This is a genomic window from Acidocella sp. C78 (assembly GCF_907164655.1).
This window is the reverse complement of sequence record NZ_CAJQZK010000025.1, coordinates 25,161-50,481: the sequence shown is the minus strand read 5'-3', so window position 1 is coordinate 50,481 and position 25,321 is coordinate 25,161. Positions and strand designations below refer to the sequence as shown.

21 protein-coding genes, 1 tRNA gene and 3 pseudogenes are annotated in these 25,321 nt (G+C 69.3%); 17 read left to right on the top strand and 8 right to left on the bottom strand.

Features of this window, described 5'->3' with window-relative positions:
• Both ACIDOCELLA78_RS000000109845 and ACIDOCELLA78_RS000000109840 read right to left on the bottom strand, forming a co-directional pair.
• Positions 1–221 (bottom strand): annotated as a pseudogene (locus ACIDOCELLA78_RS000000109845) (phosphatase); the annotation flags it as partial.
• A 4-nt stretch (positions 222–225) separates the two neighbouring features.
• On the bottom strand, positions 226–678 hold the full coding sequence (locus ACIDOCELLA78_RS000000109840; RefSeq protein WP_249676430.1) for an outer membrane protein assembly factor BamE: 453 nt from the start codon (positions 676–678) through the stop codon (positions 226–228).
• Positions 679–805: 127 nt separating this feature from the next.
• Between ACIDOCELLA78_RS000000109840 and ACIDOCELLA78_RS000000109835 the strand changes: the two genes are divergently transcribed.
• The 8 genes from ACIDOCELLA78_RS000000109835 to ACIDOCELLA78_RS000000109800 all read left to right on the top strand — a co-directional run bounded on the left by ACIDOCELLA78_RS000000109835 (position 806) and on the right by ACIDOCELLA78_RS000000109800 (position 6,197).
• Positions 806–1,330, top strand: a complete 525-nt coding sequence (locus ACIDOCELLA78_RS000000109835; RefSeq protein ID WP_201729422.1) for a DUF177 domain-containing protein — start codon at positions 806–808, stop codon at positions 1,328–1,330.
• 148 nt (positions 1,331–1,478) lie between these two features.
• Positions 1,479–1,682, top strand: a complete 204-nt coding sequence (rpmF, locus tag ACIDOCELLA78_RS000000109830) for a 50S ribosomal protein L32 (RefSeq protein ID WP_174503934.1) — start codon at positions 1,479–1,481, stop codon at positions 1,680–1,682.
• 153 nt (positions 1,683–1,835) lie between these two features.
• Positions 1,836–2,876 carry a phosphate acyltransferase PlsX gene (plsX, locus tag ACIDOCELLA78_RS000000109825; RefSeq protein WP_214006286.1) on the top strand — a complete coding sequence of 347 codons (1,041 nt, stop codon included), beginning with the start codon at positions 1,836–1,838 and terminating at the stop codon, positions 2,874–2,876.
• A gap of 5 nt (positions 2,877–2,881) precedes the next feature.
• Positions 2,882–3,844, top strand: coding sequence for a beta-ketoacyl-ACP synthase III (locus ACIDOCELLA78_RS000000109820; RefSeq protein WP_201729421.1), 963 nt, complete (start codon positions 2,882–2,884; stop codon positions 3,842–3,844).
• A gap of 79 nt (positions 3,845–3,923) precedes the next feature.
• Positions 3,924–4,238: an integration host factor subunit alpha gene (locus ACIDOCELLA78_RS000000109815; protein ID WP_201729420.1), complete on the top strand. Its 315-nt coding sequence runs from the start codon at positions 3,924–3,926 to the stop codon at positions 4,236–4,238.
• Positions 4,235–4,828 (top strand): MerR family transcriptional regulator, encoded by a 594-nt coding sequence (locus ACIDOCELLA78_RS000000109810; RefSeq protein ID WP_201729419.1) that lies wholly within the window; start codon positions 4,235–4,237, stop codon positions 4,826–4,828. The genes ACIDOCELLA78_RS000000109815 and ACIDOCELLA78_RS000000109810 overlap by 4 nt, the downstream gene beginning before the upstream one ends.
• A 51-nt stretch (positions 4,829–4,879) precedes the next feature.
• Positions 4,880–4,956, top strand: a tRNA-Pro gene (locus tag ACIDOCELLA78_RS000000109805).
• 197 nt (positions 4,957–5,153) lie between these two features.
• Positions 5,154–6,197 carry a YncE family protein gene (locus ACIDOCELLA78_RS000000109800; RefSeq protein ID WP_201729418.1) on the top strand — a complete coding sequence of 348 codons (1,044 nt, stop codon included), beginning with the start codon at positions 5,154–5,156 and terminating at the stop codon, positions 6,195–6,197.
• Positions 6,198–6,406: 209 nt separating this feature from the next.
• On the opposite strand, the gene ACIDOCELLA78_RS000000109795 is transcribed toward ACIDOCELLA78_RS000000109800, so the two are convergent.
• Positions 6,407–6,940: a phasin family protein gene (locus tag ACIDOCELLA78_RS000000109795; protein ID WP_201729417.1), complete on the bottom strand. Its 534-nt coding sequence runs from the start codon at positions 6,938–6,940 to the stop codon at positions 6,407–6,409.
• A gap of 365 nt (positions 6,941–7,305) precedes the next feature.
• Here ACIDOCELLA78_RS000000109795 and ACIDOCELLA78_RS000000109790 point away from each other — a divergent pair, with 365 nt between their 5' ends.
• Entirely contained in the window at positions 7,306–8,676 is a 1,371-nt protein-coding gene (locus ACIDOCELLA78_RS000000109790; RefSeq protein WP_201729416.1) for a D-alanyl-D-alanine carboxypeptidase, read from the top strand.
• 17 nt (positions 8,677–8,693) lie between these two features.
• Here the strand turns inward: ACIDOCELLA78_RS000000109790 and ACIDOCELLA78_RS000000109785 are convergent, their stop codons facing one another.
• Positions 8,694–10,283, bottom strand: a complete 1,590-nt coding sequence (locus ACIDOCELLA78_RS000000109785; protein ID WP_201729415.1) for a glycoside hydrolase — start codon at positions 10,281–10,283, stop codon at positions 8,694–8,696.
• A gap of 47 nt (positions 10,284–10,330) precedes the next feature.
• Between ACIDOCELLA78_RS000000109785 and ACIDOCELLA78_RS000000109780 the strand changes: the two genes are divergently transcribed.
• Positions 10,331–10,756, top strand: coding sequence for a CoA-binding protein (locus tag ACIDOCELLA78_RS000000109780; RefSeq protein ID WP_201729414.1), 426 nt, complete (start codon positions 10,331–10,333; stop codon positions 10,754–10,756).
• Here the strand turns inward: ACIDOCELLA78_RS000000109780 and serB are convergent.
• Complete coding sequence (gene serB / locus ACIDOCELLA78_RS000000109775) at positions 10,746–11,618, bottom strand: phosphoserine phosphatase SerB (protein ID WP_201729413.1); 873 nt, start codon at positions 11,616–11,618, stop codon at positions 10,746–10,748. The genes ACIDOCELLA78_RS000000109780 and serB overlap by 11 nt on opposite strands.
• Here serB and miaA point away from each other — a divergent pair.
• The 3 genes from miaA to ilvN are packed head-to-tail and all read left to right on the top strand — an operon-like array spanning position 11,617 to position 14,999.
• Complete coding sequence (gene miaA, locus ACIDOCELLA78_RS000000109770) at positions 11,617–12,594, top strand: tRNA (adenosine(37)-N6)-dimethylallyltransferase MiaA (protein WP_201729412.1); 978 nt, start codon at positions 11,617–11,619, stop codon at positions 12,592–12,594. The genes serB and miaA overlap by 2 nt on opposite strands.
• 53 nt (positions 12,595–12,647) lie before the next feature.
• Positions 12,648–14,429, top strand: coding sequence for an acetolactate synthase 3 large subunit (locus ACIDOCELLA78_RS000000109765; RefSeq protein WP_201729411.1), 1,782 nt, complete (start codon positions 12,648–12,650; stop codon positions 14,427–14,429).
• A 51-nt stretch (positions 14,430–14,480) separates the two neighbouring features.
• The gene (gene ilvN, locus ACIDOCELLA78_RS000000109760) at positions 14,481–14,999 is read left to right on the top strand and encodes an acetolactate synthase small subunit (protein ID WP_201729410.1); all 519 of its coding nucleotides are present in this window, start codon (positions 14,481–14,483) and stop codon (positions 14,997–14,999) included.
• A gap of 141 nt (positions 15,000–15,140) precedes the next feature.
• On the opposite strand, the gene ACIDOCELLA78_RS000000109755 is transcribed toward ilvN, so the two are convergent.
• Positions 15,141–15,515 (bottom strand): c-type cytochrome, encoded by a 375-nt coding sequence (locus ACIDOCELLA78_RS000000109755; protein ID WP_201729409.1) that lies wholly within the window; start codon positions 15,513–15,515, stop codon positions 15,141–15,143.
• Between the two features lie 53 nt (positions 15,516–15,568).
• Complete coding sequence (locus tag ACIDOCELLA78_RS000000109750) at positions 15,569–16,912, bottom strand: hypothetical protein (RefSeq protein WP_201729408.1); 1,344 nt, start codon at positions 16,910–16,912, stop codon at positions 15,569–15,571.
• A 160-nt stretch (positions 16,913–17,072) separates the two neighbouring features.
• On the opposite strand from ACIDOCELLA78_RS000000109750, the pseudogene recQ reads away from it, so the two are divergent.
• A pseudogene (recQ, locus tag ACIDOCELLA78_RS000000109745) lies at positions 17,073–18,900 on the top strand (DNA helicase RecQ).
• Positions 18,901–19,051: 151 nt separating this feature from the next.
• Positions 19,052–20,347, top strand: coding sequence for an O-acetylhomoserine aminocarboxypropyltransferase/cysteine synthase family protein (locus ACIDOCELLA78_RS000000109740; protein WP_201729407.1), 1,296 nt, complete (start codon positions 19,052–19,054; stop codon positions 20,345–20,347).
• Between the two features lie 52 nt (positions 20,348–20,399).
• On the opposite strand, the pseudogene pepN reads toward ACIDOCELLA78_RS000000109740, so the two are convergent.
• Positions 20,400–23,062, bottom strand: a pseudogene (pepN, locus tag ACIDOCELLA78_RS000000109735) (aminopeptidase N).
• 192 nt (positions 23,063–23,254) lie between these two features.
• Between pepN and ACIDOCELLA78_RS000000109730 the strand changes: the two are divergent.
• Together ACIDOCELLA78_RS000000109730 and ACIDOCELLA78_RS000000109725 are read left to right on the top strand one after the other, a co-directional pair.
• Complete coding sequence (locus tag ACIDOCELLA78_RS000000109730; protein WP_201729406.1) at positions 23,255–24,403, top strand: GNAT family N-acetyltransferase; 1,149 nt, start codon at positions 23,255–23,257, stop codon at positions 24,401–24,403.
• Positions 24,400–25,266, top strand: coding sequence for a DMT family transporter (locus ACIDOCELLA78_RS000000109725; protein ID WP_201729405.1), 867 nt, complete (start codon positions 24,400–24,402; stop codon positions 25,264–25,266). The genes ACIDOCELLA78_RS000000109730 and ACIDOCELLA78_RS000000109725 overlap by 4 nt, the downstream gene beginning before the upstream one ends.
• Positions 25,267–25,321 lie beyond the last annotated feature (55 nt).

Genomic DNA, 25,321 nt, shown 5'->3' with positions numbered 1-25,321 from the left:
GGCGGCGCGCCGGGCAGCACGGGATCGCCCCAGCGGATCAGCACGTCCCGCCGCCACCCCGGCGCCACCACGTCGTTCAGCTGCGGCGCCTCCGATCCGGGCGGCAGGCTGGTGACGGGCTCAGCCATGCCGAGCACCGAGGTCGAGGCGCGGGCGGTCCCGGCCATCGCCAGCGCCGCCACGGTCCCGGTTCCGGCCAGAATGCCGCGCCGCCCGATCATGCGATCAGAATCCGCTCGCTCCGCCCAGGCCGCCGGACTGTCCGGCGCCAAGGCCCGGGTTATAATGCCCGACACCGCCGACAAGCTGCTGCAGGAAACCTGCATGGCCGCCCGGCGCGTGCGTTCTGCCACCCGCCATCGCCACATTCACCGCCTGTTTCTTGCCAACCCGGCGGATCGATTTCAGCACCCCGCCGCCGCCGAAATCCAGCACGACGACCTGCTGCTTCTCGACGCCGAGGGTCTGGCCGATGCGCGGCCGCGTCACCTGGCTCACATAAAGCCAGTCGTGGTCGTTGAACGATTCCCGCAGCGTCGGCGAACCGAGCAGGGCGGTGGCGTCCGCCTCGGTCGAAACGCCGGGAGTGAGCTGCTTGAGCTGCGCCTCGGTCACCGCGGTGCCCCGATAGCGCGGTTGCGCCGAAAACACGGCACAGCCGGCGAGCGCCGGCAGCATCAGCAAGGGGAGAAATGGGCGGAGCTTGATCGCCAATCTGCGCACGCGGCTCGATCCTCGGGTTGCGGCTGGTTCAGGCTCTATGAGCGAGCTTCCCTCGCCGTGCAAGATGCGGCACTGTTTTAACATGACTGACGCAGCCCCCGCCCCGCTCATCCGGCGCCTCGATCTCGCCCGCCTCGGCGATGAGCCTGAAACCCTGACCATCGAGTCCACACCGGCAGAGCGCGCCGCCATCGCCGCCGCCTTCGGCATCCCCGCGATCGCCGCGCTGTCGGGCCGTTTCCACCTGCGCCGCGCCGGCGGACCGCGGATCGCGGCGCGGCTGGAGCTCGCGGCCGAGGTCACGCAATCCTGCATCGTCTCGCTCGAACCGGTGGAGCAGTCGATCGCCGAAACCGCCGCGCTGCTGCTCGTCACCAACGGCGCGCCGGCGGAGGACGACGACATGCTGGACCCCGACGCGCCAGACCAGATCGCGCTGGACAGCACAATGGCCGATCTCGGCGCCCTGCTCGTCGAGCAGCTCGCCCTCGCCCTCGATCCCTATCCCCGCCGGCCCGGCGCGGAACCGCCCGCAGCACCCGATGCCGGCGCGGCGCCGCAGGCGCACCCGTTCGCCGCCCTCGCCAAGCTCCGCCGGCCGGACTGAGCCCAGCCCAGTCCGCCCCACCGCCAATCTTGCCCTCCGCCCCTCTCTCTGCTAGAGCGCCCCTTTCCGTTCCCCCCGGTCCGCGGGGCGTCACCTGCTGGCGCGCCCGGACCTTTCGCGACGAAACGTACAGAACCGAGAGCGACCCATGGCCGTACCCAAGCGCAAGACCTCCCCCTCCCGCCAAGGCATGCGCCGCAGCCACCACGCCGTGGGCCAGCAGGCTCATGCCGAGTGCAGCAACTGCGGCGAGCTGAAGCGTCCGCATCACGTCTGCGGCCATTGCGGCCATTATGACGGGCGTGAAGTCGTCGCGGCCGGCAAGGATCTCAAGGGCACGGTCCGGATCTGATCCGGCCGTGACCTTGTCGCCACCGTCCGTGCCTCCGCACAGCCGATGACGACCGGATCCCCTCCCGACTCCGCCTCCTCCGTGCCGCATCCGCCGCAGGGCCCCGATCGCCCGCTTGCCGCCGCGGGAGCCCCGGTGCTCGCTGTCGATGCGATGGGCGGCGACAATGCCCCGGATGTGGTCATTGCCGGGCTCGACATCGCCGCCGAGCGCCACCCGAGCGCCCGGTTCGAGGTGTTCGGCGACGCGCCGCGGCTCGACGAGCTGATCCGGCTGAGCAAGCGCCTGCGCAACCGCGTCACCATCCGCGCGACGACGGAAGTCATCCCCAACGAGCTGAAACCCACCGCCGCCCTGCGGCTTCGGGATGCCTCGCTGCGCCGGGCGATCGACGCCGTCGCCAATGGCGAGGCCGCCGGTGTGGTCTCGGCCGGCAATACCGGCGCGATGCTCGCGCTCGCCAAGATCGTCCTCAAGACAATGAGCGGGATCGACCGCCCCGCGATGGCGGCCATCGGCCCCTCGGCGCGCGGCGACGTGGTGATGCTCGATCTGGGCGCCAATGTCGTCTGCGATGCCCGCAACCTCGTCGAATTCGCCATCATGGGCGAGTTGTTCGCCCGCACCGTGCTCGGCCTGCCGCACCCGACGATCGGCCTGCTCAATGTCGGCTCCGAGGAAATGAAGGGCGACGAAACCCTGCGCCGCGCCGCCGAGGCGCTCCGCGAAAGCCCGATCGGGCCGCAGTTCCACGGCTTCATCGAAGGCCACGACATCGCCGGCGGCACCGTCGATGTCGTCGTGACCGACGGTTTCACCGGCAATGTCGCGCTCAAGACCGGCGAGGGCGCGCTGCGCCTGGTCGGCGACCTGCTGCGGCGGATCTTCACCGCCAACATCGCCGCCCGCCTTGCCTATCTCCTCGCCCGCCCCGGCCTGTCGCGCCTGCGCGAATGGCTCGACCCGCGGCGCTACAACGGCGCGGTCCTGCTCGGGCTGAACGGCGTCGTGGTCAAATCCCACGGCGGCGCCGACGCCGAGGGCTTCGCCCATGCCGTCGACGTCGCGATGGACATGATCGTCAACCGCTTCAACGACCGCATCCGCGACGACCTGACCCAGCACGTCGATCGCGAGCGCCTCGCCAGCGACGCCTTCCGCGTTACGCCATCCACACCTGTCACATCCGGCTGACCGACATGAAACGCACCGTTTTCGAAGGGGTCGGCAGCTACCTGCCGGAACGCATCGTCACCAACGACGAACTGGCCACACGGGTCGACACCTCCGATACCTGGATCCGCGAGCGCACCGGTATCGGCCAGCGGCACCTCGCCGCCCCGCACGAAACCGCGACCTTCATGGGCGCCGAGGCCGCGCGCCGCGCGCTTGCCTATGCCGGCGCCGCGCCCGAGACGGTCGATGCCATCATCGTCGCGACATCAACGCCGGATCAGGGCTTTCCCGCAACCGCGGTCAGCATCCAGGCCGCCCTCGGCATCACCCGCGGCTTCGCGTTCGACCTCTCGGCGGCCTGCTCGGGCTTCGTCTACGCCGTCTCGGTGGCCGATGCCTTCATCCGCTCCGGCCAGTGCGCCAGCGTGCTGGTGATCGGCACCGAGGTCTATTCCCGCATCCTCAACTGGGAAGACCGCGGCACCTGCGTCCTGTTCGGCGACGGCGCCGGCGCGGTGCTGCTGCGCGCGGCACAGGACGACGCCGATCGCGGGCTGATCTCCACCCATATCCATTCGGATGGCCGCTACGGCGACATCCTCTATATCGATGGCGCGACCGGCCAGGCCGACCGGCCCCAGCATCTGGTGATGAAGGGCTCGGAGGTGTTCCGCCACGCGGTGAGCAAGCTCGCCGGCGCGGTGGACGAGGCGCTCGCCGCGAACGGGCTCTCGCAGTCGGATATCGACTGGCTGGTCCCCCACCAGGCCAACCGCCGCATCATCGATGCGATGGGCAAGCGGCTCGGCCTGTCGCCCGAACAGGTCGTCGTCACGGTCGACCGGCACGCCAACACCTCCGCCGCCTCGATCCCGCTCGCACTCGACGAGGCGGTGCGGGACGGGCGGATCCAGCCGGGCCATCTCGTGCTGATCGAGGCGCTGGGCGGCGGGCTGACCTGGGGCTCGGCGCTGTTCCGGTTCTGACCCGGCGCCGCACCTCACCCGCGCCGCGGCGATGCCGGTTCCGTGTTGACCCGGCGATCTTTCTTGCTAATCTTGAAAAATGAGCACGTTGACACGCGCCGGACTGGCTGAGTCGATCTATGCGGCAGTTGGACTGTCGCGCAACGAATCCGCGGCGCTGCTCGAAGCGGTGCTGGACCGCATGAAGCACGCCCTTGCCGAAGGCGAGTCGATCAAGATCAGCGGCTTCGGCACCTTTTCCGTGCGCCAGAAAGGCCGTCGCATCGGCCGCAACCCGAAAACCGGCCACGAGGTGCCGATCCTGCCGCGCCGCGTGCTGGTCTTCCGCCCCAGCCAGATCCTGCGCGAAGCGGTCGATACCGGCAAATCCCCGTCATCGGCGGGCCGGTCTTGACCGACGAGGCGCCGCCGGACGATCCGCGGCAGGACGAGCAGGGCCGCGCCCGGGTGCGCAAATCAGCCGAGGCGTTCCGCACCATCAGCGAGGTGGCGGACGAGTTGCATGTCCCCCAGCATGTGCTGCGCTTCTGGGAAACCAAGTTTCCCCGCATCAAGCCCCTCAAGCGCGGCGGCGGCCGCCGCTACTACCGTCCGGACGATGTCGTGCTGCTGCAACGCATCGCAGACCTGCTCTATACCCAGGGCTATACGATCAAGGGAGTCCAGCGGTTGCTCCGCGAGGGCGGTGGGCTGCTGCATGGGGAGATCCCGCCCGCCTCGGAAGAGGAACGCGCCGCCTCCGCCGCCGAGCGCATGCGCGCAACTGCCGAGGCCGGCCTGCCGTCCGAGGCCAGCGAAGACGCGCCCGAACTGCCGATCCTCGCCGGTGCCGCCGCATCCCGGCCGGAACCGGGGCGGCCCGTCGATGCCGCGCCGGACCGGCGACTCGAACGCGCCCAGGCCACCACCACGGTGCTGCGCACCGCCATCCGCGCGGTGCTCGACGAGCTGGAAACCCTGCGCGCCAGCCTCGACCCGAGATAAGCGCCCGGGGTCGATTGCCTCACCCTGAATCAGTTGCTAAGACCCCCCTGTCGGAGCGTAGCGCAGCCTGGTAGCGCATCAGTCTGGGGGACTGGGGGTCGTGGGTTCGAATCCCGCCGCTCCGACCACTGGTTTCAATGTCTTCTCCCCCTCCCGAATCCCGATTTCGGCGCTAATTCCAGCCCGATCACGGCGCCGGCACCGCATGCGCCCGTTCGCCGCCCGGCCCGCGCCATGACGTTCCGATGAATTCCCGCGACTGAGGCTTGCCCGCGCGCGTCCGATCGGTGAAGGCCATGCTCCCTCAAACCGGAACGGACCCTTCATGATCAAGCCGCGCCTCCTCGCTCTCGCCCTGCTGCCCGGCCTGTGCGCAGCGCCCTTCGCGCGCGCCGCAACGCCCCGCTTCCATGTCGCCGGCCAGATCGCCCTGCCCGCAGGCCCGGTGAAATGGGATTACCTCGCCGATGAGCCGTCGGCGCACCGCATCTTCGCCGCCCAGGGCGACCAGGTCGACGTGATCGACACGCGCACCGATCGCCTCGTCGGCACGATCGCCAACGTGCGGGGGGCGCATGGCATCGCGCTCGCGCCGCGCTTCGGCCACGGGTTCGCCACCGCCGGAATGGCCGGCACCGTGACCATGTTCGACCTGAAGACCTTGCGCACGATCCGCACCATCGATGTCGGCAAGGGGCCGGATGCGATCGCCTATGATCCCTCGTCGCGGCGGGTTCTCGTGCCCAACGAAGTCAGCCAGACCCTGTTCGCGATCGACCCGGCAAATGGCGGGATCGTCGGCTCCCTGCCCTTCCATGCCGATCCCGAATTCATCGTCGCCGACGGGCGCGGGCGCGTGTATCTCAACCTCAAATCCGCCAACCGGATCGCGGTGATCGATCCGCGGCGCATGCGCATCCTGCGCGAGATCGACGTCTCGCACGCCTGCACGGGGCCGACCGGCCTCGCGATCGACCGCGCGGCGGCGCGCCTGTTCGTATCCTGCCGCAACGACGTGCTGGCGGTGGTCGATGCGCGCGGCGGGAAAGTGGTCGCCTCGCTGCAACTGCCAGGCTTTGCCGACGCGGTGCGCTACGATGCGCGGGACGCTCTGGCGCTGGCGCCGAGCATCGACGGCACGCTGACCGTCATCGGCGCGTCGCCCAGAGGTGGATATCGCATCGTCCAGCGCCTTGGAACCGAACCGGGCGCCCGAACCATGACCTTCGACGCCGCGACGAGAACGGCCTACCTTTCCACGGCGAGGCAGGTGGCCGTGCTGCCGCCGGCGCCGGGAAAAACCTACCCAAGGCGGGCGTTCAAGCCGGGGAGTTTCCGCGTGCTGGTGGTCCGCGCCAGCGCGCCCTGACAGCGTTGCCAGAGCACGTTGATAACCAGAGCACGTTGATAATGTGAGCATCATCCGATCGGACGGGTCATCCGATCGGAACCTGCTCCAAACGCAAAAAGCCTGAAATCCGAAGGATTCCAGGCTTCAGGCAAACACTGGCGTCGCCAGTATCGGGCAGTCGTCATGCCCCCGAAACCCGTCAGGGTTTCTGGGGCATCTTTATCGGCTCAGAGAGCCGCGCCGAACTTCTCGACGGCGAGCGTCACGCGCGCGGTCAGCGGCGCGATGGTCTGCTCGGTCAGCTTCAGCGAGGCGTCGGTGATGCGGCCGGTCTCGGCAACCGCCTTCTCCATCAGCGAGCGGGCGAAACCGGTCTGCAGGTCCACCGCTTCCTTGACCGACTTCACGCCGGCGAGCGCCTTGGTCATCGCGACGGTTTCCTCAACCGAATTCTGCGTGGTGCTGGCGATCTGCTTCGAGATGCCCTGCATGCCGGAAGCGAAGATCTGGCTCGCCTTCACCAGCGCCTCGAAATTGCCCTGGCCGAACGCCATCATCTCTTCGGTGGTCTTCATCGCCTTCACAACCTGCTCCTTCATCTTGGCCTGCTGGGTCTCGAAACCCTTGGCGGCGTTTTCCATGCCCTCCTTCATCGAAGCCAGGGTCTTCTCGAACCCGGCCGCGACCTGGGCCTTCGTCGCCTCCACAGCCGCCTCGGCGGTGTTCTGGGCGGTATCGGCAGCTTTTGCCTTTGTCGTCATCGCTATCCACTCCTTGTCAGTCCGTTGCAACGATTGCCGGCGCCCGCAGGCACCCAATCTTGGCTGTCGCCACTTTCGTCTCAGGAAGAAACACGACGGCCAAAAGTCCCGCACGCACGTTGATAGTGCAGTGCAACATCGCCGATCTAGGCGCTATCGAAGACGGAGTCAAACTTTTTTTGTGCATCGCACAATGACAAATCGGGGACGGAACGACCGGGCCGGGCACCGAGATCGGCGCCCGACAACGCAACATCCACCATTAACCCTTTGGCTTTTTTATTAATTTCATTATTTCAACTGGACAGGCGGGAAAAATCATCCTATCCGACGCATGAGGTATCGTTCATGTTCGGGAGATCGATATGGGTTTTGCCGGGTTGCGTGATCGCGCGGGAGGCGTCCTGAAGCGCTGCGCGGGCATTGCCATTGGCGGCGCCGGCGCGGCCGCCCTGCTGGCCGCGCCGGCGGCGAAGGCGTATGCGCATCACCACCGACCCTACCGGCACATCACCCCGATCGCGGCGGCGGCCACCGGGTCCGGCCCGCTCGCCCCGGGGATCGACTGGGTGGTGATGGACGCCGCGACCGGCAAGATCATCTCCGAGAACAACGCCTACAACATCCGCTATCCCGCCAGCCTGACCAAGCTGATGACGCTCGACCTCGCCTTCACCGCGCTCAAGGACGGGCGGCTGCGCATGAACACGGCGCTGCCGGTCAGCGCCGCGGCGGCCGCGGTCCAGCCGGTGAAGCTCAATCTCGTGGCCGGGCAGACCGTGACCGTCCGCCAGGCCATGCTCGGCATGACCACGCTCTCCGCCAACGATGCGGCGACCGCGCTCGGCCAGTATCTCGGCAATGGCAGCATCCGCCGCGTCGCCGCCGAAATGACCGCGCACGCCCACGCCATCGGCATGCAGCGCAGCGTCTTTCGCAACCCCTCCGGCCTGCCCGACCCCGGCCAGGTGACCGACGCCTACGACATGGCGATCCTCGCCCGCCATCTGCTGCTCGACTATCCGCAATACCGCTACCTCTTCTCGGTTCCGAGCTTCCGCTTCGAAGGCCGCACCATCCCCAATATCGATGGCATGCTCAAGCGCTACGACGGCGCGATCGGCATGAAAACCGGCTTCACCAACCTCGCCCGGTTCAATCTCGTCACCGCCGCGGTGCGCAACGGCCACATGCTGATCGGCGTGGAAATGCACGCCCCATCCTGGATCGTGGCCTATGACAACATGGCCCATCTGCTCGATGCCGGGTTCGCGGCCGAAGGCGGCGCGCCGGCGATGGTGGTGGCCGCCAACGCCCCGGCGAGGTCGCCGGCCCCGCCCGCCGCCATCCGTCATCCCGCCGCGGCCCCGGCGCCGGCCGCGCCCCGGCTCGCGCATCTCGCCCGGCCGGCCCCGAATCACCTGCGCCTCGCCGCGGCCGCCCCCGTCACGCACCGCGCCAGCGTCACGCGCGACATCGTCCCCGGCTGGACCGCGCAGGTCGGCGCCTATGACAGTTACAGCCTCGCCCGGCGGCAGGCCCTGCTCGTGCGCGGCCAGCATCGCGTCGGCATCGCCCGCGTCGGCAGCACACTCGTCCACCGCCGCCGCGTCTGGCGCGCCCAGATCGCCGGGCTCGACCACCGGAGCGCGAGGATGGTCTGCGACGATCTCAAGCGCGCCCACCAGTCCTGCTTCATCATCCCGCCGGGCAACGAAAGCCTGGCGATGCGCTGACCTCGCGGCGGCGCCGCTTACCGCCGCTCACCGCCCAGCCGGAGCGCCAGCAGCCCTGGCGCCGCGACAACCAGCATCAGCGCGTTCCAGAGCATGAACTCCAGGTTCAGCACGCCGGAGATGACGGCGCTGGCCACCGCGCCGGCCGCCAGCAGCGCGCTTGGCAGCCAGTCCCGCCAGCTCCGCGATGCCGGCCAGTCGCCGCGGGCAAGCCGCCAGGCCGCGATCACGACCGGCACCGCAAACACCGGGAACGGCGCATCGCGATAGCGCGGATCGAACACCAGCCCCGCCTGCACGATGACCGCCGCCGCCACGAACAGGAACCAGAGGTGGTCGAACAGCCGCCGGCCCCAGTCGGCCAGACCCGCCTTGCCGAACAGGCTCGCGCGCAGCAGCAGCACCGTCGCCGCCCCATCCGCCGCCGGCGTCGCCGCGCCGCGCGAGGCCCGGCGCAGGGCGGCCAGCGCCAGGGCGAGCTGCGCCGGCAGGTTCACCGCGGCGCAGATCAGCAGGGATTCGTCATACAGAACATGATGCGTGATCGCCCAGGCATAGACCAGCGCATTGCCAAGCCCGAAGGCGAGCGCGAGGCCGGATGCCGCCGCCATCCCGCCGAGCAGCGCGAAAACCACCGACAGCGCGATCCCCGCTCCGGCATAAAGCGGCCAGTGCGGCATCTCCACCACCGGCCCGGAGAGCGGGAATTTCGGCGCCCGCCCGGCGGACCAGATACCCCAGTTCGCGCCGGCGATCCCCTCGTCGTGATATTTCCAATGCTGATCGAACGCCTCGATCAGGTTGTAATCCACATGCGCGCGATCGGCGAGGCTGACGAAGCGCCGCAGGAACACCGCCTCGTTGACCCGCGAGGGGGCGGCATCCGCCCGCCATCGCCCCCGGCTCGGCCAGCCGGTCTCGCCCACCGAAATCGTCTTGCCCGGAAACAGACGCTCGGCCTTGCGGATGGTCCGCCCGATCCGCGCGATCGCGCCATTCACCCCCACCGGGTGGTTCTGCCAGTAGGGCAGCAGATGGATCATCACGACATCGACATGCCTGGCAACTTGCGGAAACTCGAACCAGAAGCTCGCCACATCCGCATAGGCCACTTTCTGCTTCACCCGGGCGCGCACATGGTCGATGTCGCGGATCAGTTCCCCCACCGACAGATCGCGCCGGAGCAGCACCTCGTTGCCGACGACGACGCGGGTGATCGTGTGCGGATGCGCGTTCGCCGCGGCGATCCCCGCCGCCATCTCCCGCGCATTGTCCTTCGCGTTCGGCCCGAGCCAGATCCCGGCCCAGACCTTCAGCCCCGCCCGCTTCGCCAGCGCGCCGATATCGAAATCCCCCTCGATCGAGGAATAGGTGCGGATGCCGCGCGCATGGCGCGCGATCAGGCGCAGATCCTGCGCCACCTCGGCGGCGGAGGCGAAGGTTTTCGTCAGCGGCGACTGGCCATTGCGGAACGGCGCGTAGGAGACCGAGTTGAACCGCGCATCGGGCATGGCGACACCGCCGGCACGCGGCCGGTTCGGCAGGTACCACGCGGCGACGCTCAGCAGGCCGAGCAGAAAGATCACGTAAGGTCTTGCGGTGCGCATGGTCCGTGCGCTTACAGGAGGCTCCACCGGCAGACCAGAGGCGGCTCATGAGCATCGACGGGCTCGACGACACGACGATCGCGCGCATCCTGACGAACACGCGGCGGATCGCGCTGGTCGGCGCCTCGGCCAACCCGTCCCGCCCCTCGAACGAGGTGCTCGGCGCGCTGCTCCGCCTCGGCTACGACGTCACCCCGGTCAATCCCGGCCTCGCCGGCACCAGGCTGCACGGGCGAGTGGTCGCCGCCTCGCTCGACGATGCCGCCCCGCTCGACATGGTCGAGCTGTTCCGCGCCTCCGAACGGGTGCTGCCGGCGGTGCGCGACGCGATCCGCCTCGGCGCGAAGACGATCTGGATGCAGCTCGGCGTGGCGAACGAGGAGGCCGCCGCCCTCGCCCGCGCCGCCGGGCTCGTCGTGGTGATGAACCGCTGCCCGCTGATCGAGCGCCCGCGGCTCGGCCTCACTCCTTGAACGACGCGGCCGGATAGCCCTGGGCGAAGAGCAGCGCGCGCAGGTCGCCATGCTCGACGCGCACCGCCGCCGCCTCGGCGAGGATCGGCTTCGCGTGATACGCCACCCCCAGCCCGGCATCGGCGATCATCGCGAGATCGTTCGCCCCGTCGCCCACCGCCAGCGTCGCCGACAGCTTCACCCCGCGCGTCGCCGCCAGTTCGTGCAGCGCCGCGCGCTTGGCGTCGCGGTCCAGCACCGGCTCGGCGACGCGGCCGATCAGCCGGGAACCGTCATCGAGCAGCTCGTTGGCGCGATGCGTGTCGAACCCGACCTCCGCCGCCACCCGGCTGGTGAACCAGGTGAACCCGCCCGAAACCAGCGCCGTCACCGCGCCATGCGCGCGCATCGTCGCGACCAGCGCGCGCGCCCCCGGCATGATCGCGGTGCGCCGCCAGGTGCGCTCCAGCGCCGCCACGTCGAGCCCCTCCAGCAGGGCGACGCGCTCGCGCAGCGCATCGGCGAAATCCAGCTCCCCCGCCATCGAGCGCGCGGTGATCGCGGCAACGCGCTCGCCAATCCCCGCCTCCGCCGCCAGCTCGTCGAGCGTTTCCGAGGTGACGATCGTGCTGTCCATGTCGGCCACCAGCACCGCCTTGCGCCGCCCGCGATCCCTGACGCACATCACATCCACCGGCGCATTGTCGAGCGCCGCGCGCACCAGGGCGAAATCGGGCGGGTTCATGCACGGAATTTCGGCGGCCTCGCCGGGCGAAAGCCAGGCCGGCGCGCCGCCGGCGGCCAGTTCGCGCACCCGCGCCACCATCGTATCGGTCAACGTCACCTTGTCGCGCGCCGCGACCAGCACCAGAACGAATTTCATGACCCAGTCGCCTAGAGCAAGTTCCGCCTCCCCGGCAAGGCCGCTGCTGATCGTCGCCGGCCCCACCGCCTCGGGCAAGTCGGCCCTCGCCCTCGCCGCAGCACAGCGCTTCGGCGGCACGATCATCAACGCCGACGCGATGCAATGCTATGCCGACTGGCGGATCATCACCGCCCGCCCCTCGCCGGCGGACGAGGCGGCGGCGCCGCACCGCCTCTATGGCGTGCGGGCGCTGGAAGACGCGGTCGATGCCGCCTGGTGGCGCGGCCGGGCGCTGGCCGAGCTGGAGGCGGCGGCGCTGCCGATCCTGTGCGGCGGCACCGGCATGTATCTCTCGGCGCTGGTCAACGGCATCGCCCCGATCCCCGATCCCGGGCCGCAGGCGCGGGCGGCGGCGCGGCAGATGCTCGCGGCGGATGGCCCGGCCGCGCTGCACGCCTGGCTTGCGTCGCGCGATCCGGCCACGGCGGCGAAGCTGCGGCCGAGCGACCCCCAGCGCCTCGCCCGCGCCGCCGAGGTGCTGCTCGGCACCGGGCGCGGCCTCGCCGCCTGGCACGCCGCACCGCGCGACGGTCTCAACGGATACCGCGTCATGCTGCTGCTGCTCGACCCGCCCCGCCTTGCGCTGCGCGAGGCGATCGCGGCGCGCTTCGCCGCGATGCTCGCCGCGGGCGCGCTGGCGGAAGTCGCCGCCGTCACCGCCCGCCACCCCGATCCCGCGCTGCCCGGCCTGCGCGCCCACGGCGTGCCGGAATTGCGGGCGCATCTCGCCGGCGAGATCGGCCTCGATGAGGCCGCCGCCCGCGCCATCGCCGCCACCATCGCCTACACGAAACGCCAGGCCACCTGGTTCCGCCACCAGAAACTGGCAGATCAGCGCGATACGCATACGATCAGTTCACGTTTTACCGATTCCGCGCAATTTTCCGAAAGCACGCTCGGCAATATCATTTCATTTATTAATGGGCCGGGTTGACGCAGCGCAGCGGACCGGGCTAGGCCTGCTCCGCGATCGCACATGATGGGGATATGAACGCCGTGAACAATTCCGTCGCTTCCGGAGCCGAAACCCTTCTCCGCGCGCTCAAGGCGCAGGGGGTCGAGGTCATTTTCGGCTATCCGGGCGGTGCCGTGCTGCCGATCTACGATGCGCTGTTCCAGCAGAACGCGATCCGCCATATCCTGGTCCGCCACGAACAGGCGGCGGTTCACGCGGCGGAAGGCTATGCCCGCTCGACCGGCAAGGTCGGCGTCGTCCTCGTCACCTCCGGCCCCGGCGCCACCAACGCCGTCACCGGCCTGGTCGACGCGCTGATGGACAGCATTCCCGTCGTCTGCCTCACCGGCCAGGTGCCGACCCACCTGATCGGCAACGACGCCTTCCAGGAAGCCGACACCACCGGCATCACCCGTCAGGCCACCAAGCACAATTATCTGGTCAAGCGCTCGGACGATCTCGCCCGCATCGTGCACGAGGCGTTCCACGTCGCGCGGACCGGCCGGCCCGGCCCCGTGCTGATCGACCTGCCGAAGGACATCCTCATCAATCCGGCGCCCTATACCGAGGCGCCGGACGGCCCGCACCGCTCCTACCGCCCGCGCACCGAGCCCGATCTTTCCCACGTCGCCGCGGCGGTGAAGCTGCTCAAGGGCGCGCGTCGGCCGATCATCTACACCGGCGGCGGGCTGATCAATGCCGGCCCCGAATCGGCCGAACTGATCGTCGCGTTCGCGAAGCTGACGGGCGCGCCCGTCACCTCGACGCTGATGGGCCTCGGCGCCTTCCCGGCCTCGAACCCGGCCTTTCTCGGCATGCTCGGCATGCACGGCACCTACGAGGCCAACCTCGCGATGCATGGCTGCGACGTGATGCTGAACATCGGCGCCCGGTTCGACGACCGCGTGACCGGCCGGCTCAACGCCTTCGCCCCGCATTCGAAGAAAATCCACATCGACATCGACCCCTCGAACATCAACAAGAACGTGGTGGTCGACATCGCCATCGCCGCCGACGCGACCGAGGCGCTGCGCGCCCTCATCGCCGCCTGGAAGCAGGATGACGCCCGGCAGGACAGTGCAGCGCTCGCCGAATGGTGGCGCATGATCGAGACCTGGCGCGAGAAGGACTCGCTGCGCTTCACCCAGAGCTTCGAGACCGGCGCGATCATCAAGCCACAGCACGCCATCCGCCGGCTGTGGGAAAAGACCCAGGGCCGCGAAACCTATGTCACGACCGAGGTGGGCCAGCACCAGATGTGGGCGGCCCAGCATTTCCGCTTCGACAAGCCGAACCGCTGGATGACCTCGGGCGGCCTCGGCACGATGGGCTACGGCCTGCCCGCGGCGATGGGCGTGCAGATCGCCCATCCCGACGCGCTGGTGATCGACATCGCCGGCGAGGCCAGCATCCTGATGAACATCCAGGAGATGGGCACGCTCGCGCAATACCGCCTGCCGGTGAAGATCTTCATCCTCAACAACGAATACATGGGCATGGTCCGCCAGTGGCAGGAATTGCTGCATGGCGGCCGCTATTCCGAGAGCTATTCCGCCGCCCTGCCCGATTTCGTGCGCCTCGCCGAGAGCTTCCACGCCGTCGGCCTGCGCGCCGAGAGCATCGACGATCTCGACCGGGTGATCGACGAGATGCTGGCGACCGACCGCCCGGTGATCGCGGACATCCATGTCGACCGCGCGGAGAACTGCTTCCCGATGATCCCCTCGGGGGCGGCGCACAACGAGATGATCCTCGGGCCGGAACACGAGGCGAGCGCCGCCGGCATCACCGATGAGGGGCTCGTGCTCGTCTGAGCCCCGCCATCGCCGCCGAGATCCCGAGACACCGAACCTGAAAGAGCCGACATGAACGCCATCGTCCAGGAACCCATGCGCGCCGCCACGATCTCCGTGCTGGTCGAGAACGAGTCCGGCGTTCTCGCGCGCGTCATCGGCCTGTTTTCAGGTCGCGGCTACAATATCGACAGCCTGACCGTCGCCCCCGTCGAGGACGACCGGCGCAAGAGCCGCATCACCGTCGTCACCTCCGGCACCGAGCTGGTGATCCAGCAGATCAAGGCGCAGCTCGATCGCCTCGTGCCGGTCTACCGGGTGTCCGACCTCTCCGCCGAAGGGCCGCACATCGCCCGCGAACTCGCCCTCATCAAGGTGATCTGCGGCGGCGAGAAGCGGCTGGAAACGCTGCGCCTCGCCGATGCGTTCCGCGCCCGCGTGATCGACGCGACGACCGAAAGCTTCGTCTTCGAACTCACCGGCGCGACCGACAAGCTCGACGCGTTCCTCGAACTGATGCGCCCGCTCGGCCTCGCCGAGGTCTCGCGCACCGGCGTCGCCGCCATCGCCCGCGGCACCCGCACGATCTGACGGCGCCGCCGGCCCGCGCCGCCGGCCCACGCCAACGAAAAAGGCCTCATCCGCTCCCGCCGGATGAGGCCCGCCCGAAAGACCGGTTCACGAAACACGGCAAAACCCGGCCCGCCTGGGCCGGGTCGTGCCGCAACCGCCCTACTTGCCGCTCAGCGTCTTGAGATAGGCGACCACATCGGCGCGGTCCGTCGCATTCGGCATGCCCATATAGGGCATCTTGGTGCCCGGCACGTCCGCCTGCGGATTGGCGAGGAATTTGGAAAGCGTGTCCGCGTTCCAGACGATGCCGGAATGCTTCAGCGCCGGCGAGAACTGGAACCCCGCGCTCGCCGCCGCCTTGGCACCATAGATCCCCGCCAGCGAAGGCCCGATCCCGTTCTGCCCCGCCTTGGCGCTGTGGCACGCCGCGCACTGGGCCTGAAACAACGCCTCGCCATGCGCGACATTCGCCGCATGCGCCCCGGCGATGCTCAGGGCACCGGCAGCCAGGGCAAGGATGGTTAAGGATTTCATGTGCAGTCTCTCCTGTCCGGCACCCGCCCCCCTGGGCGGGTGCGTCATGTTCGTCAGAAAGCCAGCCACACGCCCGCAAAGAGCGTATCGTTCGCCTGCGCGTTCGTTCCCGCGCCATCATAGTTGCGCACACTGCCGTTGAATACAGGGTAGATCGTGTTTTCAACGAAGAGTTTCGCATTCAGCCACGGCAGCCATTTCGGCCCGCCATTGTTGAACGGATAGTAATCGAGTTCCGTCGTCCAGGCATTGCTGTTCGGCTTGCCATTGGCACTGCTCGTATACTCGCCCGCATCGGCGTTGCCATAGATCGTGTTGAACGATTCCGTGATCCCGTATTTCTGATAGATCAGGTCGGAAACCGTGATCGTCGCGACATTGAGGCTGTCGGCCCGGTTGCTGGCGGCACCCGGCGCCCATTCCTGCGATTCGTGAACCAGGTTGGCCTGCACCGAGAAGGCCTGGTTCTGCGTGATGTACTGGAACTGGGAGTCGGCGGCGATGTCGAAGAACCGGTTCGTCGGCCCGCTGGCGACGCCGGTCGGATAGGTTCGGTCCATCAGCGCGTAGGTGCCGACCTCGATCGAGGAATTGCCCCACTGGTGCTGCACGGCGAGCCGCACATAGGGTGCTACGCCATCGATCTTCACCCCGCCCCCGGCGCCGAGCGCGTAGCCCAGCCGCTGCGGCAGCGATTTGTAAAGATCCGCCTCGGCATAGATCATGTCCGCCGGCGTCACGTTCAGCGCGCCATAGACGCCGATGCCATAGACCGATTGCGCGAGCGAGGCGATCTGCTGTGCCGCGGCCGGCGCGTTGGCGAGGCCCGAGGGGATATACGGATACCCCCAGCTCGGCGGCGTGTTCCACAGATCGGTGACACCCGGATTGTTGTTGAGCGTGACACCCCAGAACAGCGGATGGCCGAACAGCTTGCCCGGCCGGGCGAGGCGGATATCGGTATTGTCCCAGCTCCACTGCCGGGCCACGCCATCATAGGTGACCTGCACGAACGCGCCGAGCCCGATCGCCGAATCCAGCGCGCCGCCATAGAACAGGCTGGTCTGCTGCGCCGCCCAGGCGTCGTTCGACTTGAAGCCTGGCTGCAACCCGCCCGGTATCTTGTCGTGCTGCTGGGTCCAGCCGATCTGCGACATCGCCGCGAAATTCTTCCAGGTCGGGAACATGCCGCCGGCGATATAGCCCTCGAGCTTGAAATCCCGCCCATATGGGGTCAGCTGCGGAAAGCCGATATGACAGGCCGAGCAGGGCTCTCCGGTCTGCGCCGCGAAGGCGGGAATGGCATAGGCGGCGCCCGGCGCCGCCAGCGATGCCGCGGCGACCATGCCAGCCGCAGCCGCCAGGCGCCAGGAACCATGATGTGACCGGGGTTTCATGTGCAGTCTCCCGTTGACTTTCATTCAGTGACGATGCCGGGGGTATCAGGGCCGAACCGCGCGGTCGTTGATCGAGATCAATATTGTGACGGCTTGTTTCATGGTGTTGCAGATAAGGCACCATTGCCGCGGTCCCGGCGCGCGCCCTACACCTTGCGGCGTGCGAATCGATCTTCCCTTCCCGCCGCCCGCTGCCGCCGCCGATCCCGAATCGATGCTGCGCCGCGTCTTCGGCCATGGCGGTTTCCGCGGCAGCCAGCGCGACGTCGTCGAGCATGTGATCGCCGGCCACGATGCGCTGGTGCTGATGCCGACCGGCGGGGGCAAGTCGGTCTGCTACCAGCTGCCCGCCCTCTGCCGGCCGGGTGTCGGCATCGTGGTCTCGCCGCTGATCGCGCTGATGCGCAACCAGGTCGAGGCGATCCGCCAGCTCGGCGTGCGCGCGGCCTCGTTCAATTCGACCCAGAGCCCGGCGGAACGGATGGAGGTGCGCCGGGCCCTGCGCGCGGGCGAGCTGGACCTGCTCTATGTCGCCCCCGAGCGGCTGGTCACCGAGGAGTTCCTCGCCCTGCTCGAACCGGTGCGGATCGCCCTGTTCGCGATCGACGAGGCCCATTGCGTCAGCCAGTGGGGGCACGATTTCCGGCCGGAATACCTCCAGCTCGCGACCATCGGCGCGCGCTTCCCCGGCGTGCCGCGGGTCGCGCTGACCGCGACGGCCGACCCGCAGACCCGGGACGACATCGCGCGCCGCCTCGGCCTCGGCGGCGCGCGCCTGTTCCTCTCCAGCTTCGACCGCCCCAACCTGACCTACGCCATCACCCCGAAAACCGAGCCGCGGCGCCAGCTTCTCGGTTTCCTGCGCGCCCATCCGGGCGAGAGCGGAATCGTCTACTGTCTCAGCCGCGCCGCGGTCGAGGACACCGCAACCTGGCTCTGCGGCCAGGGCCTGCGCGCCCTGCCCTACCATGCGGTCTCGCCGCCGAAACGCGCAACCGCAACCAGGACGCCTTCCTCGCCGACGAGGGGCTGATCCTGGTCGCGACCATCGCCTTCGGCATGGGGATCGACAAGCCGGACATCCGCTTCGTCGCGCATCTCGACCTGCCGTCGAGCCTCGAAGCCTATTACCAGGAAACCGGCCGCGCCGGCCGCGACGGCGCGCCGGCCGAAACCCTGATGCTCTATGGCATGCAGGACGTCACACTGCGCCGGCGGATGATCGACCAGGGCGACGCGCCGGACGAGGTCAAGCGCGTCGCCCGCGCCAAGCTCGACGCGCTGCTCGGCGTCTGCGAAACCGCAGGCTGCCGGCGGCGGGCGATCCTCGCCCATTTCGGCGAGGCCTATCCGCGCGATTGCGGCCAGTGCGACAATTGCCGCCAGCCGGTCGAGACGTGGGACGGCACCGAGGCCGCGCGCAAGGCGCTCTCCGCCATGCTGCGCACCGGCCAGCGCTTCGGCGCCGGCCACCTGATCGACATCCTGCGCGGCACCGGGACCGAACGGATCCACCAGCTCGGCCATGACCGCCTGCCCACCTTCGGCGTCGGCGCCGATCTCGACCGCCGCCAATGGGGCTCGGTGTTCCGCCAGCTGATCGTCGCCGGGCTGATCGAGGTCGATCACGACGCCCATGGCGCGCTGTTCGCCACCCCCGCGCCCGCCCGGTGCTGCGCGGCGAGGAATCGCTCCGCCTGCGCCGCGACCCCGCCGGCACGCGCCAGACCACACGGCGCGGCGCCGTCCCGCCGGATTCCGCCACCGACTCCCCCGCCTTCGCCGCCTTGCGCGAATGGCGGCGCGACACCGCGCGGGCGCAGCAGGTGCCGGCCTATGTCATTTTCCACGACGCGACACTGGCCGCCCTCGCCGCCGCGCATCCGCGCGACCGCAGCGACCTCGCGACCGTCCCCGGCATCGGCGCGAGCAAGATCGAGCGCTATGGCGATGCCGTGCTCGCCGTGCTCGCCGGCGTGCGCGGCTGAACCCCGCCCCCGCGCGACAGCCGCCCCTGCCACAGCCACCCTTGCCACGCCACCCGCCCGCGGCTTAGCCTCCGGCCCGACAGAGCACGACCTCCGGCCCGGAAGTCTCGGAACGTGCCCTGAAAACCAGAGCCCCCGACGGAGACAGTCCATGACGGTCAAGAGCCACCACCCGGAAACCCTCGCCCTGCACGCCGGCTGGCGCGCCGACCCCACGACCGGCTCGGTCGCGGTGCCGATCCACCAGACCACCTCCTACCAGTTCAACAGCACCGAACATGCCGCCAACCTGTTCGCGCTCTCCGAGCTCGGCAACATCTATACCCGCATCATGAACCCGACGACGGACGTGCTCGAACAGCGCCTCGCCGCGATCGAGGGCGGCGTCGCGGCCCTTGCCGTCGCCTCCGGCCAGGCCGCCTCGGCCAGCGCGATCCGCACGCTGACCCGCGCGGGCGAGAATGTCGTCGCCTCCACCGATCTCTACGGCGGCACCTGGAACCTCTTCGCCAACACGCTGCGCGACCAGGGGATCGAGATCCGCTTCGTCGACCCGACCGACCCCGAGAATTTCCGCCGCGCGACCGATGACAAGACCCGCGCCTACTACGCCGAAACCCTGCCCAACCCGAAGCTCGCGGTCTTCCCCATCGCCGAGGTCGCGGCGATCGGCCGCCCGCTCGGCATCCCGCTGATCATGGACAACACCGCCGCCCCGCTGCTCTGCCGTCCCTTCGACCACGGCGCGGCCATCGTGGTCTATTCCGCCACCAAATATATCGGCGGCCACGGCACCTCGATCGGCGGGATGATCATCGATTCCGGCAATTTCGACTGGGCGGCGCAGCCCGAGCGCCAGCCGCTGCTGAACGCGCCCGACCCCTCCTATCACGGCGCCGTCTGGGTCGAGGCGGTCAAGCCGCTCGGCCCCATCGCCTACATCATCCGCGCCCGCACCGTGATCCTGCGCGACGAGGGTGCGGCGCTCTCGCCGTTCAACGCCTTCCAGCTCATCCAGGGGCTGGAGACGCTGCCGCTGCGCATCGCGCGGCATTGCGAGAACGCCGAGAAAGTCGTCGATTTCCTCTCCAGCCATCCCGACGTCGTGCGGGTGATCCATCCCAGCGTCGCCACCGGCGAGGCGCGGCGGCGGGCGGAAACCTACCTCACCGGCGGCAACGGCGCGCTGGTCGGCTTCGAGCTGACCGGCGGCGCCGCATCGGGGCGGAAATTCATCGAGGCGCTGCGGATGTTCTACCACGTCGCCAATATCGGCGACGCCCGCAGCCTCGCCATCCACCCCGCCAGCACCACCCACTCCCAGCTCTCGGCCGAGGAACAGGCGGCCACCGGCGTTACGCCCGGCTATGTCCGGCTGTCGATCGGCCTCGAACACATCGAGGACATCATCGCCGATCTGGATCAGGCGCTGGCCGCCGCGCGCTGAGCTTCAGTATCCCGATGTCGCGGGCCGGATCGCCGATCCGGCCCGCGATCCTTCACGACCCCGCCCGCGCCCGCTCGGCCATTTCGCGCACATTCGCCGACAAGGCGGGGGCGGCCAGAATCTCATCCAGCGCGCCCCGCATCAGCGCCTGCCGCGCCGGGTCGAAGCGCCGCCAGTTCGCGAACACGTCGATGCAGCGCGCCGCGATCTGCCGGTTCACCTGGTCGACCTCGCCGATCATCCGCGCCACCAGCGCATAGCCGCGCCCCGACGAATCGTGGAACCAGCGCTGGTTGCCCGCCCCGAACGCCTGCACCAGGGCGCGGAAGCGGTTGGGGTTGCGCAGGTCGAAATCGGCGTGCCGGGTCAGCGCCTCGACGCGGTCCAGCGTGTCCGGCGCCGCCGCCATCGCCTGGATGCGGAACCACTTGTCGCCCACCAGCGCATCGCCGCGCCAGCGCGCGTGAAACGCCGCCAGCGCCACATCGCGCGCCGGCGTCGCGGTATCGGCGAGCAGCGCCAGCGCGCCCAGCCGCACGGTCATGGTCGGCGCGGTCTCGAAGCGGCGCTGCGCCACCTCCAGCACCGCCGCCGGGTCCGCCGCCATCAGATAGGCCAGCGCGACATTGCCGAGCGCCCGCCGCCCCATGCTCGCCGGATCGAGGCTGAACGGCGCCGATGGGTCCTCCACCCCGCACAGTGAAGCGAAGCGGTCCCGCAGCCGCCGGCCGATTGCCGCCCGCGTCGTCTCCAGCGCGTCATGGATCGCATCCGGATCGATCACCGCCATCCGATCCGCCAGCACGTCCTTGCCCGGCAGCGACAATATCCGTGCCGCGAGCGCCGGCGCCTCCGTCGCGAGGTCGAGGGCCGCCGCCATCGCCGCCACCAGCGCCGGATCGGTCGCCACTGCCTCGCCGCGCTGCAATGCGGCGATCGCGTCGAGCAGCGCCCGCGTCGCATATTCCTGCCCAGCCTCCCAGCGGCTGAACCCGTCGGTATCGTGCGCGGCAAGCCGTGCGAGCCCGGCCGCCTCGTGCCCCGAGAGCTTCACCGGCGCCGAGAACCCGCGCAGCAGCGAGGGCACCGGCGGGGCGGCGACCTCCTCGAACACGAAGCGCTGCTCCGCCGCGCGCAACAGCAGCAGCCGCGTGCCTGCATGCGCCGCGTCCTCGCCTTCCAGCCGGGCGGCAAGCTCCGCGCCATCCGGCCCGATCAGCCCCATCGCCACCGGAATGAGAAACGGTTCCTTGCGCGCCTGTCCCGGCGTCGGCGCCGTCATCTGCCGCAATGTGAGCGTATAGCGCCGCGCCGCCGCGTCGTAGTCGCCCTCGAACCGCAATTGCGGCGTGCCGGCCTGCTCGTACCAGCGCATGAACTGCGAAAAATCGAACCCCGATTCCTCGCCCATCGCGGCCACGAAATCCTCGATCGTCGCCGCCGCATTGTCGTTGCGGGCGATATAAAGGTCGAAGCCGCGGCGGAACGCCTCGTGGCCGATGATCGTGCGGATCATCCGCACCACCTCCGCCCCCTTCTCATAGACGGTCGCGGTGTAGAAATTGTCGATCTTGCGATAGGCGGCGGGGCGGACGGGGTGCGCCAGCGGCCCGGCATCCTCGGCGAACTGCCGGGCGCGCAGCATCTTCACGTCGTCGATCCGCGACAGCGCCGCATCGGTGGTCGCCGCACCGTATTCCTGGTCGCGGAACACGGTCAGCCCCTCCTTGAGCGAGAGCTGAAACCAGTCCCGGCAGGTCACCCGGTCGCCGGTCCAGTTGTGGAAATATTCATGCGCGATCACCCGGTCGATCCGCTGATAATCCGCATCCGTCGCGGTGTCCGGCCGGGCGAGCACGAGGGCGGTGTTGAAGATGTTGAGCCCCTTGTTCTCCATCGCCCCCATGTTGAAGTCGGCAACGGCGGCGATGTTGAAAATGTCGAGGTCGTATTCGAGGCCGAACGCCTCCTCGTCCCAGCGCATCGCCCGCTTGAGGCAGGCCATCGCGTGGTCCACCTTGTCCTCGTCGCCGCGGCGAACATGGATGCCGAGCTGCACCTGCCGCCCCGACCGGGTGACGAATTCATCATGCGCCGACACAAGGTCGCCCGCGACCAGCGCGAACAGATAGGACGGCTTGGGATGCGGGTCCTCCCATTTCGCCCAGTGCCGCCCGTCCGGCAGCACCCGCGATCGACCGGATTGCCGTTGGAGAGCAGCAGCGGGCAGCGCGCCGGATCGGCGATCAGCGTCGCGGTGTAGCGGGCCATCACGTCCGGCCGGTCGGGGAAGAAGGTGATGCGGCGAAACCCCTCTGCCTCGCACTGGGTGAAGAAATCCCCGCCCGAGACATACAGCCCCGAAAGCTCGGAATTGCGCTCCGGCGCGATGATCACCTCGGTATCCAGGGTGAACTCGTCCGGCACGTCGCGAATGACGAGGCCATGATCGCCCAGCGCGTAGCGATTGGCGCCGAGCGCCTCGCCGTCGAGCAGCACCGATCGCAGGTCGAGCGCCTCGCCATCGAGTTCCAGCGGCGCATCCGCGATCCCGTGCGCCGCGTTGCGCCGCAGCGTCAGGCTGGCGCGCACCCGCGTCGCCGCCGGATCGAGATCGAAGATGAGATCGACGCTATCGACCAGAAAAGCCGGCGGCCGGTATTCGTCGAGGCGGCGCGGGGCGGCGTCGGGCAGCGGGACGGGACGTTCGGCCATCTTTGTCTCCTTGCGAATGCCCCCTTATCTGGCCCGCCGGCTGCCGGCGCGCAAATCGCTCCACCTCCCCGAATTGCCCCGAGCGGGACTCCGACCTGCCCGGCGGATGGTTGCATAAGCCGCATCACGACCTATGATTTTGTAAATATTACGCGGGACGCCACGCTCCCTCCCGCATTGCGCACGGGATACATGAACGGCACCGCGGACGACCTCTCCCTCTCGCTGCACCAGAGCATCCACGAGATCCCGGCGCCGGACTGGGATGCGCTCGCCGGCGGCAACCCGTTCGTCAGCCACGCCTTTCTCTCCGCCCTGGAAGACAGCGCCTCGGTCGGCGGCGACAGCGGCTGGTATCCCCAGCACGCGGCGCTGCGCGACGGCACGGGCCGCCTGCTCGGCGCCGCCCCCGCCTATGTGAAAGCCCATTCCTACGGCGAATACGTGTTCGATCACGGCTGGGCCAACGCCTTCGAGCGCGCCGGCGGGCGCTATTACCCGAAGCTGCAAGTCGCCGCCCCGTTCAGCCCGGTCCCCGGCCCGCGCCTGCTGATGGCCGACGGCCTGCCCCCGTCGCTCCTCGCCCGCGGCCTCGAAATCGCCGCCGAGCGGCTCGGCTGCTCCTCGATCCACGCCACCTTCTGCACCGAGGCGGAATGGCACGCGCTGGGCGAGGCCGGCTGGCTGCGGCGCATGGGCGTGCAATATCACTGGCACAACCGCGGCTATGCCGCGTTCGAGGATTTCCTCGCCGCCCTGTCCTCGCGCAAGCGCAAGGCGATCCGCCGCGAGCGGCGCGACGCCCAGGCGGGGCTCGAAATCCGCGCCCTGCGCGGCAGCGAGATGGGTCGGCGCGAATGGGCCGCCTTCTACAATTTCTACCTCTCCACCGTCGACCGCAAATGGGGCGGCGCCTACCTCACCGAGCGCTTCTTCCCCCTGCTCGGCGAGCGCCTCGGCGATGCGGTGGTGATGATGATGGCCTTCCGCGCCGGCCGCCCGATCGCCGGCGCGCTCAACCTGCGCGGCCGGGACGCGCTCTACGGCCGCAACTGGGGTGCCGTGGAAGACATCCCCTTCCTGCATTTCGAACTCTGCTACTACCAGGCGATCGACTACGCGATCGGCGCCGGCCTCGCCCGCGTCGAGGCCGGCGCCCAGGGCCAGCACAAGATCCAGCGCGGCTACCTGCCGAGCCGCACCTATTCCGCGCACTGGATCGGCCATCCCGGCCTCAGCGACGCCGTGGCGCGGTTTCTCGACGCCGAGCGCCCGGCGGTGGAGGAGGAAATGGCGATGCTCGGCGAGCAATCCCCCTATCGCAGCGATCTTTCGCCGTGATCGCGGCCTATGCGGCGCTGGCCGCCTCGATGGTGATCGTCGGCGGCAATGTCGTCCTGCTCAAACTGCTGGCCGCCCACCTGCCGACCTTCCCGCTGCTGTTCATGCGGACGGGCTTCGCGACATTGTGCCTTGCCCCGCTGGTCGCACCCCGCCTGCCGGCGCCGCGCACGCTGGCCATCCTGTTCATGCAGGCGGCGTGCGGCACGCTGCTCTACAACGGCATGATGGTCGCCGGGCTGAAACTCACCGGCGCGGTGCAGGCCGGGCTGGTCCTCGCCAGCCTGCCGGCGGTGATCGCGCTCGGCGCCGCGCTGTTCCTGCGCGAGCATCTGCGGCCGCTGCAATGGGCGGCGGTGGTGCTGGCGGGCGTCGGCATCGCCGCCCTCGCGCGCGGCGGCGGCGGCTTCAGCCTGCTGGGCGACGCGCTGATCTTCGGCGCGGTCTGCGGCGAGGCCGGATACGCGCTGTTCGCCCGCCGCGCCGCCGGCCTGCTCCCGGTGATGCAGGCCACTTTCTGGATGCAGGCCTGCGGCGCCGCGATGACCGCCCCGCTCGCCATCGCCGGTTTCGGGCAGGTCCACTTCACCTGGACGATCGCCGGATTGCTGCTGGTCAACAGCCTCACCTCCAGCGTGCTCGCGGTGATCCTGTGGTATCACGGCATGCGGCGGGTCCAGGCCGGCATCGCTGGCACCTTCACCGCCCTGCTGCCCGCCACCGCCACGCTGATGGGCGTGCTCGTTCTCGCCGAACCGTTCACACGGGGCGATGCGATGGGCTTCGCCGCCCTGTTCGTCTCGATGGTGCTCATCCTCCGCCCGCAGCGCCGCCGCCCCGCCCGCGAACCGGCAGACGCCTGACCCCCGACATTAGCATGATGTCCGATCCCGGCGGATCGGACAGGCCCCCCTGCCG

What these genes read in the sequence shown, in the direction of transcription:
- miaA (WP_201729412.1), top strand. Translation starts at nt 11,617, where the DNA reads ATGACCCAGTCGCCTAGAGCAAGTTCCGCCTCCCCGGCAAGGCCGCTG.
- ACIDOCELLA78_RS000000109730 (WP_201729406.1), top strand. Translation starts at nt 23,255, where the DNA reads ATGAACGGCACCGCGGACGACCTCTCCCTCTCGCTGCACCAGAGCATC.
- ACIDOCELLA78_RS000000109790 (WP_201729416.1), top strand. Translation starts at nt 7,306, where the DNA reads ATGGGTTTTGCCGGGTTGCGTGATCGCGCGGGAGGCGTCCTGAAGCGC.
- ACIDOCELLA78_RS000000109750 (WP_201729408.1), bottom strand. Translation starts at nt 16,912, where the DNA reads ATGAAACCCCGGTCACATCATGGTTCCTGGCGCCTGGCGGCTGCGGCT.
- ACIDOCELLA78_RS000000109840 (WP_249676430.1), bottom strand. Translation starts at nt 678, where the DNA reads ATGCTGCCGGCGCTCGCCGGCTGTGCCGTGTTTTCGGCGCAACCGCGC.
- ilvN (WP_201729410.1), top strand. Translation starts at nt 14,481, where the DNA reads ATGAACGCCATCGTCCAGGAACCCATGCGCGCCGCCACGATCTCCGTG.
- ACIDOCELLA78_RS000000109765 (WP_201729411.1), top strand. Translation starts at nt 12,648, where the DNA reads ATGAACGCCGTGAACAATTCCGTCGCTTCCGGAGCCGAAACCCTTCTC.
- ACIDOCELLA78_RS000000109835 (WP_201729422.1), top strand. Translation starts at nt 806, where the DNA reads ATGACTGACGCAGCCCCCGCCCCGCTCATCCGGCGCCTCGATCTCGCC.
- ACIDOCELLA78_RS000000109820 (WP_201729421.1), top strand. Translation starts at nt 2,882, where the DNA reads ATGAAACGCACCGTTTTCGAAGGGGTCGGCAGCTACCTGCCGGAACGC.
- ACIDOCELLA78_RS000000109740 (WP_201729407.1), top strand. Translation starts at nt 19,052, where the DNA reads ATGACGGTCAAGAGCCACCACCCGGAAACCCTCGCCCTGCACGCCGGC.
- ACIDOCELLA78_RS000000109815 (WP_201729420.1), top strand. Translation starts at nt 3,924, where the DNA reads ATGAGCACGTTGACACGCGCCGGACTGGCTGAGTCGATCTATGCGGCA.
- rpmF (WP_174503934.1), top strand. Translation starts at nt 1,479, where the DNA reads ATGGCCGTACCCAAGCGCAAGACCTCCCCCTCCCGCCAAGGCATGCGC.
- ACIDOCELLA78_RS000000109800 (WP_201729418.1), top strand. Translation starts at nt 5,154, where the DNA reads ATGATCAAGCCGCGCCTCCTCGCTCTCGCCCTGCTGCCCGGCCTGTGC.
- serB (WP_201729413.1), bottom strand. Translation starts at nt 11,618, where the DNA reads ATGAAATTCGTTCTGGTGCTGGTCGCGGCGCGCGACAAGGTGACGTTG.
- plsX (WP_214006286.1), top strand. Translation starts at nt 1,836, where the DNA reads ATGGGCGGCGACAATGCCCCGGATGTGGTCATTGCCGGGCTCGACATC.
- ACIDOCELLA78_RS000000109755 (WP_201729409.1), bottom strand. Translation starts at nt 15,515, where the DNA reads ATGAAATCCTTAACCATCCTTGCCCTGGCTGCCGGTGCCCTGAGCATC.
- ACIDOCELLA78_RS000000109795 (WP_201729417.1), bottom strand. Translation starts at nt 6,940, where the DNA reads ATGACGACAAAGGCAAAAGCTGCCGATACCGCCCAGAACACCGCCGAG.
- ACIDOCELLA78_RS000000109780 (WP_201729414.1), top strand. Translation starts at nt 10,331, where the DNA reads ATGAGCATCGACGGGCTCGACGACACGACGATCGCGCGCATCCTGACG.
- ACIDOCELLA78_RS000000109785 (WP_201729415.1), bottom strand. Translation starts at nt 10,283, where the DNA reads ATGCGCACCGCAAGACCTTACGTGATCTTTCTGCTCGGCCTGCTGAGC.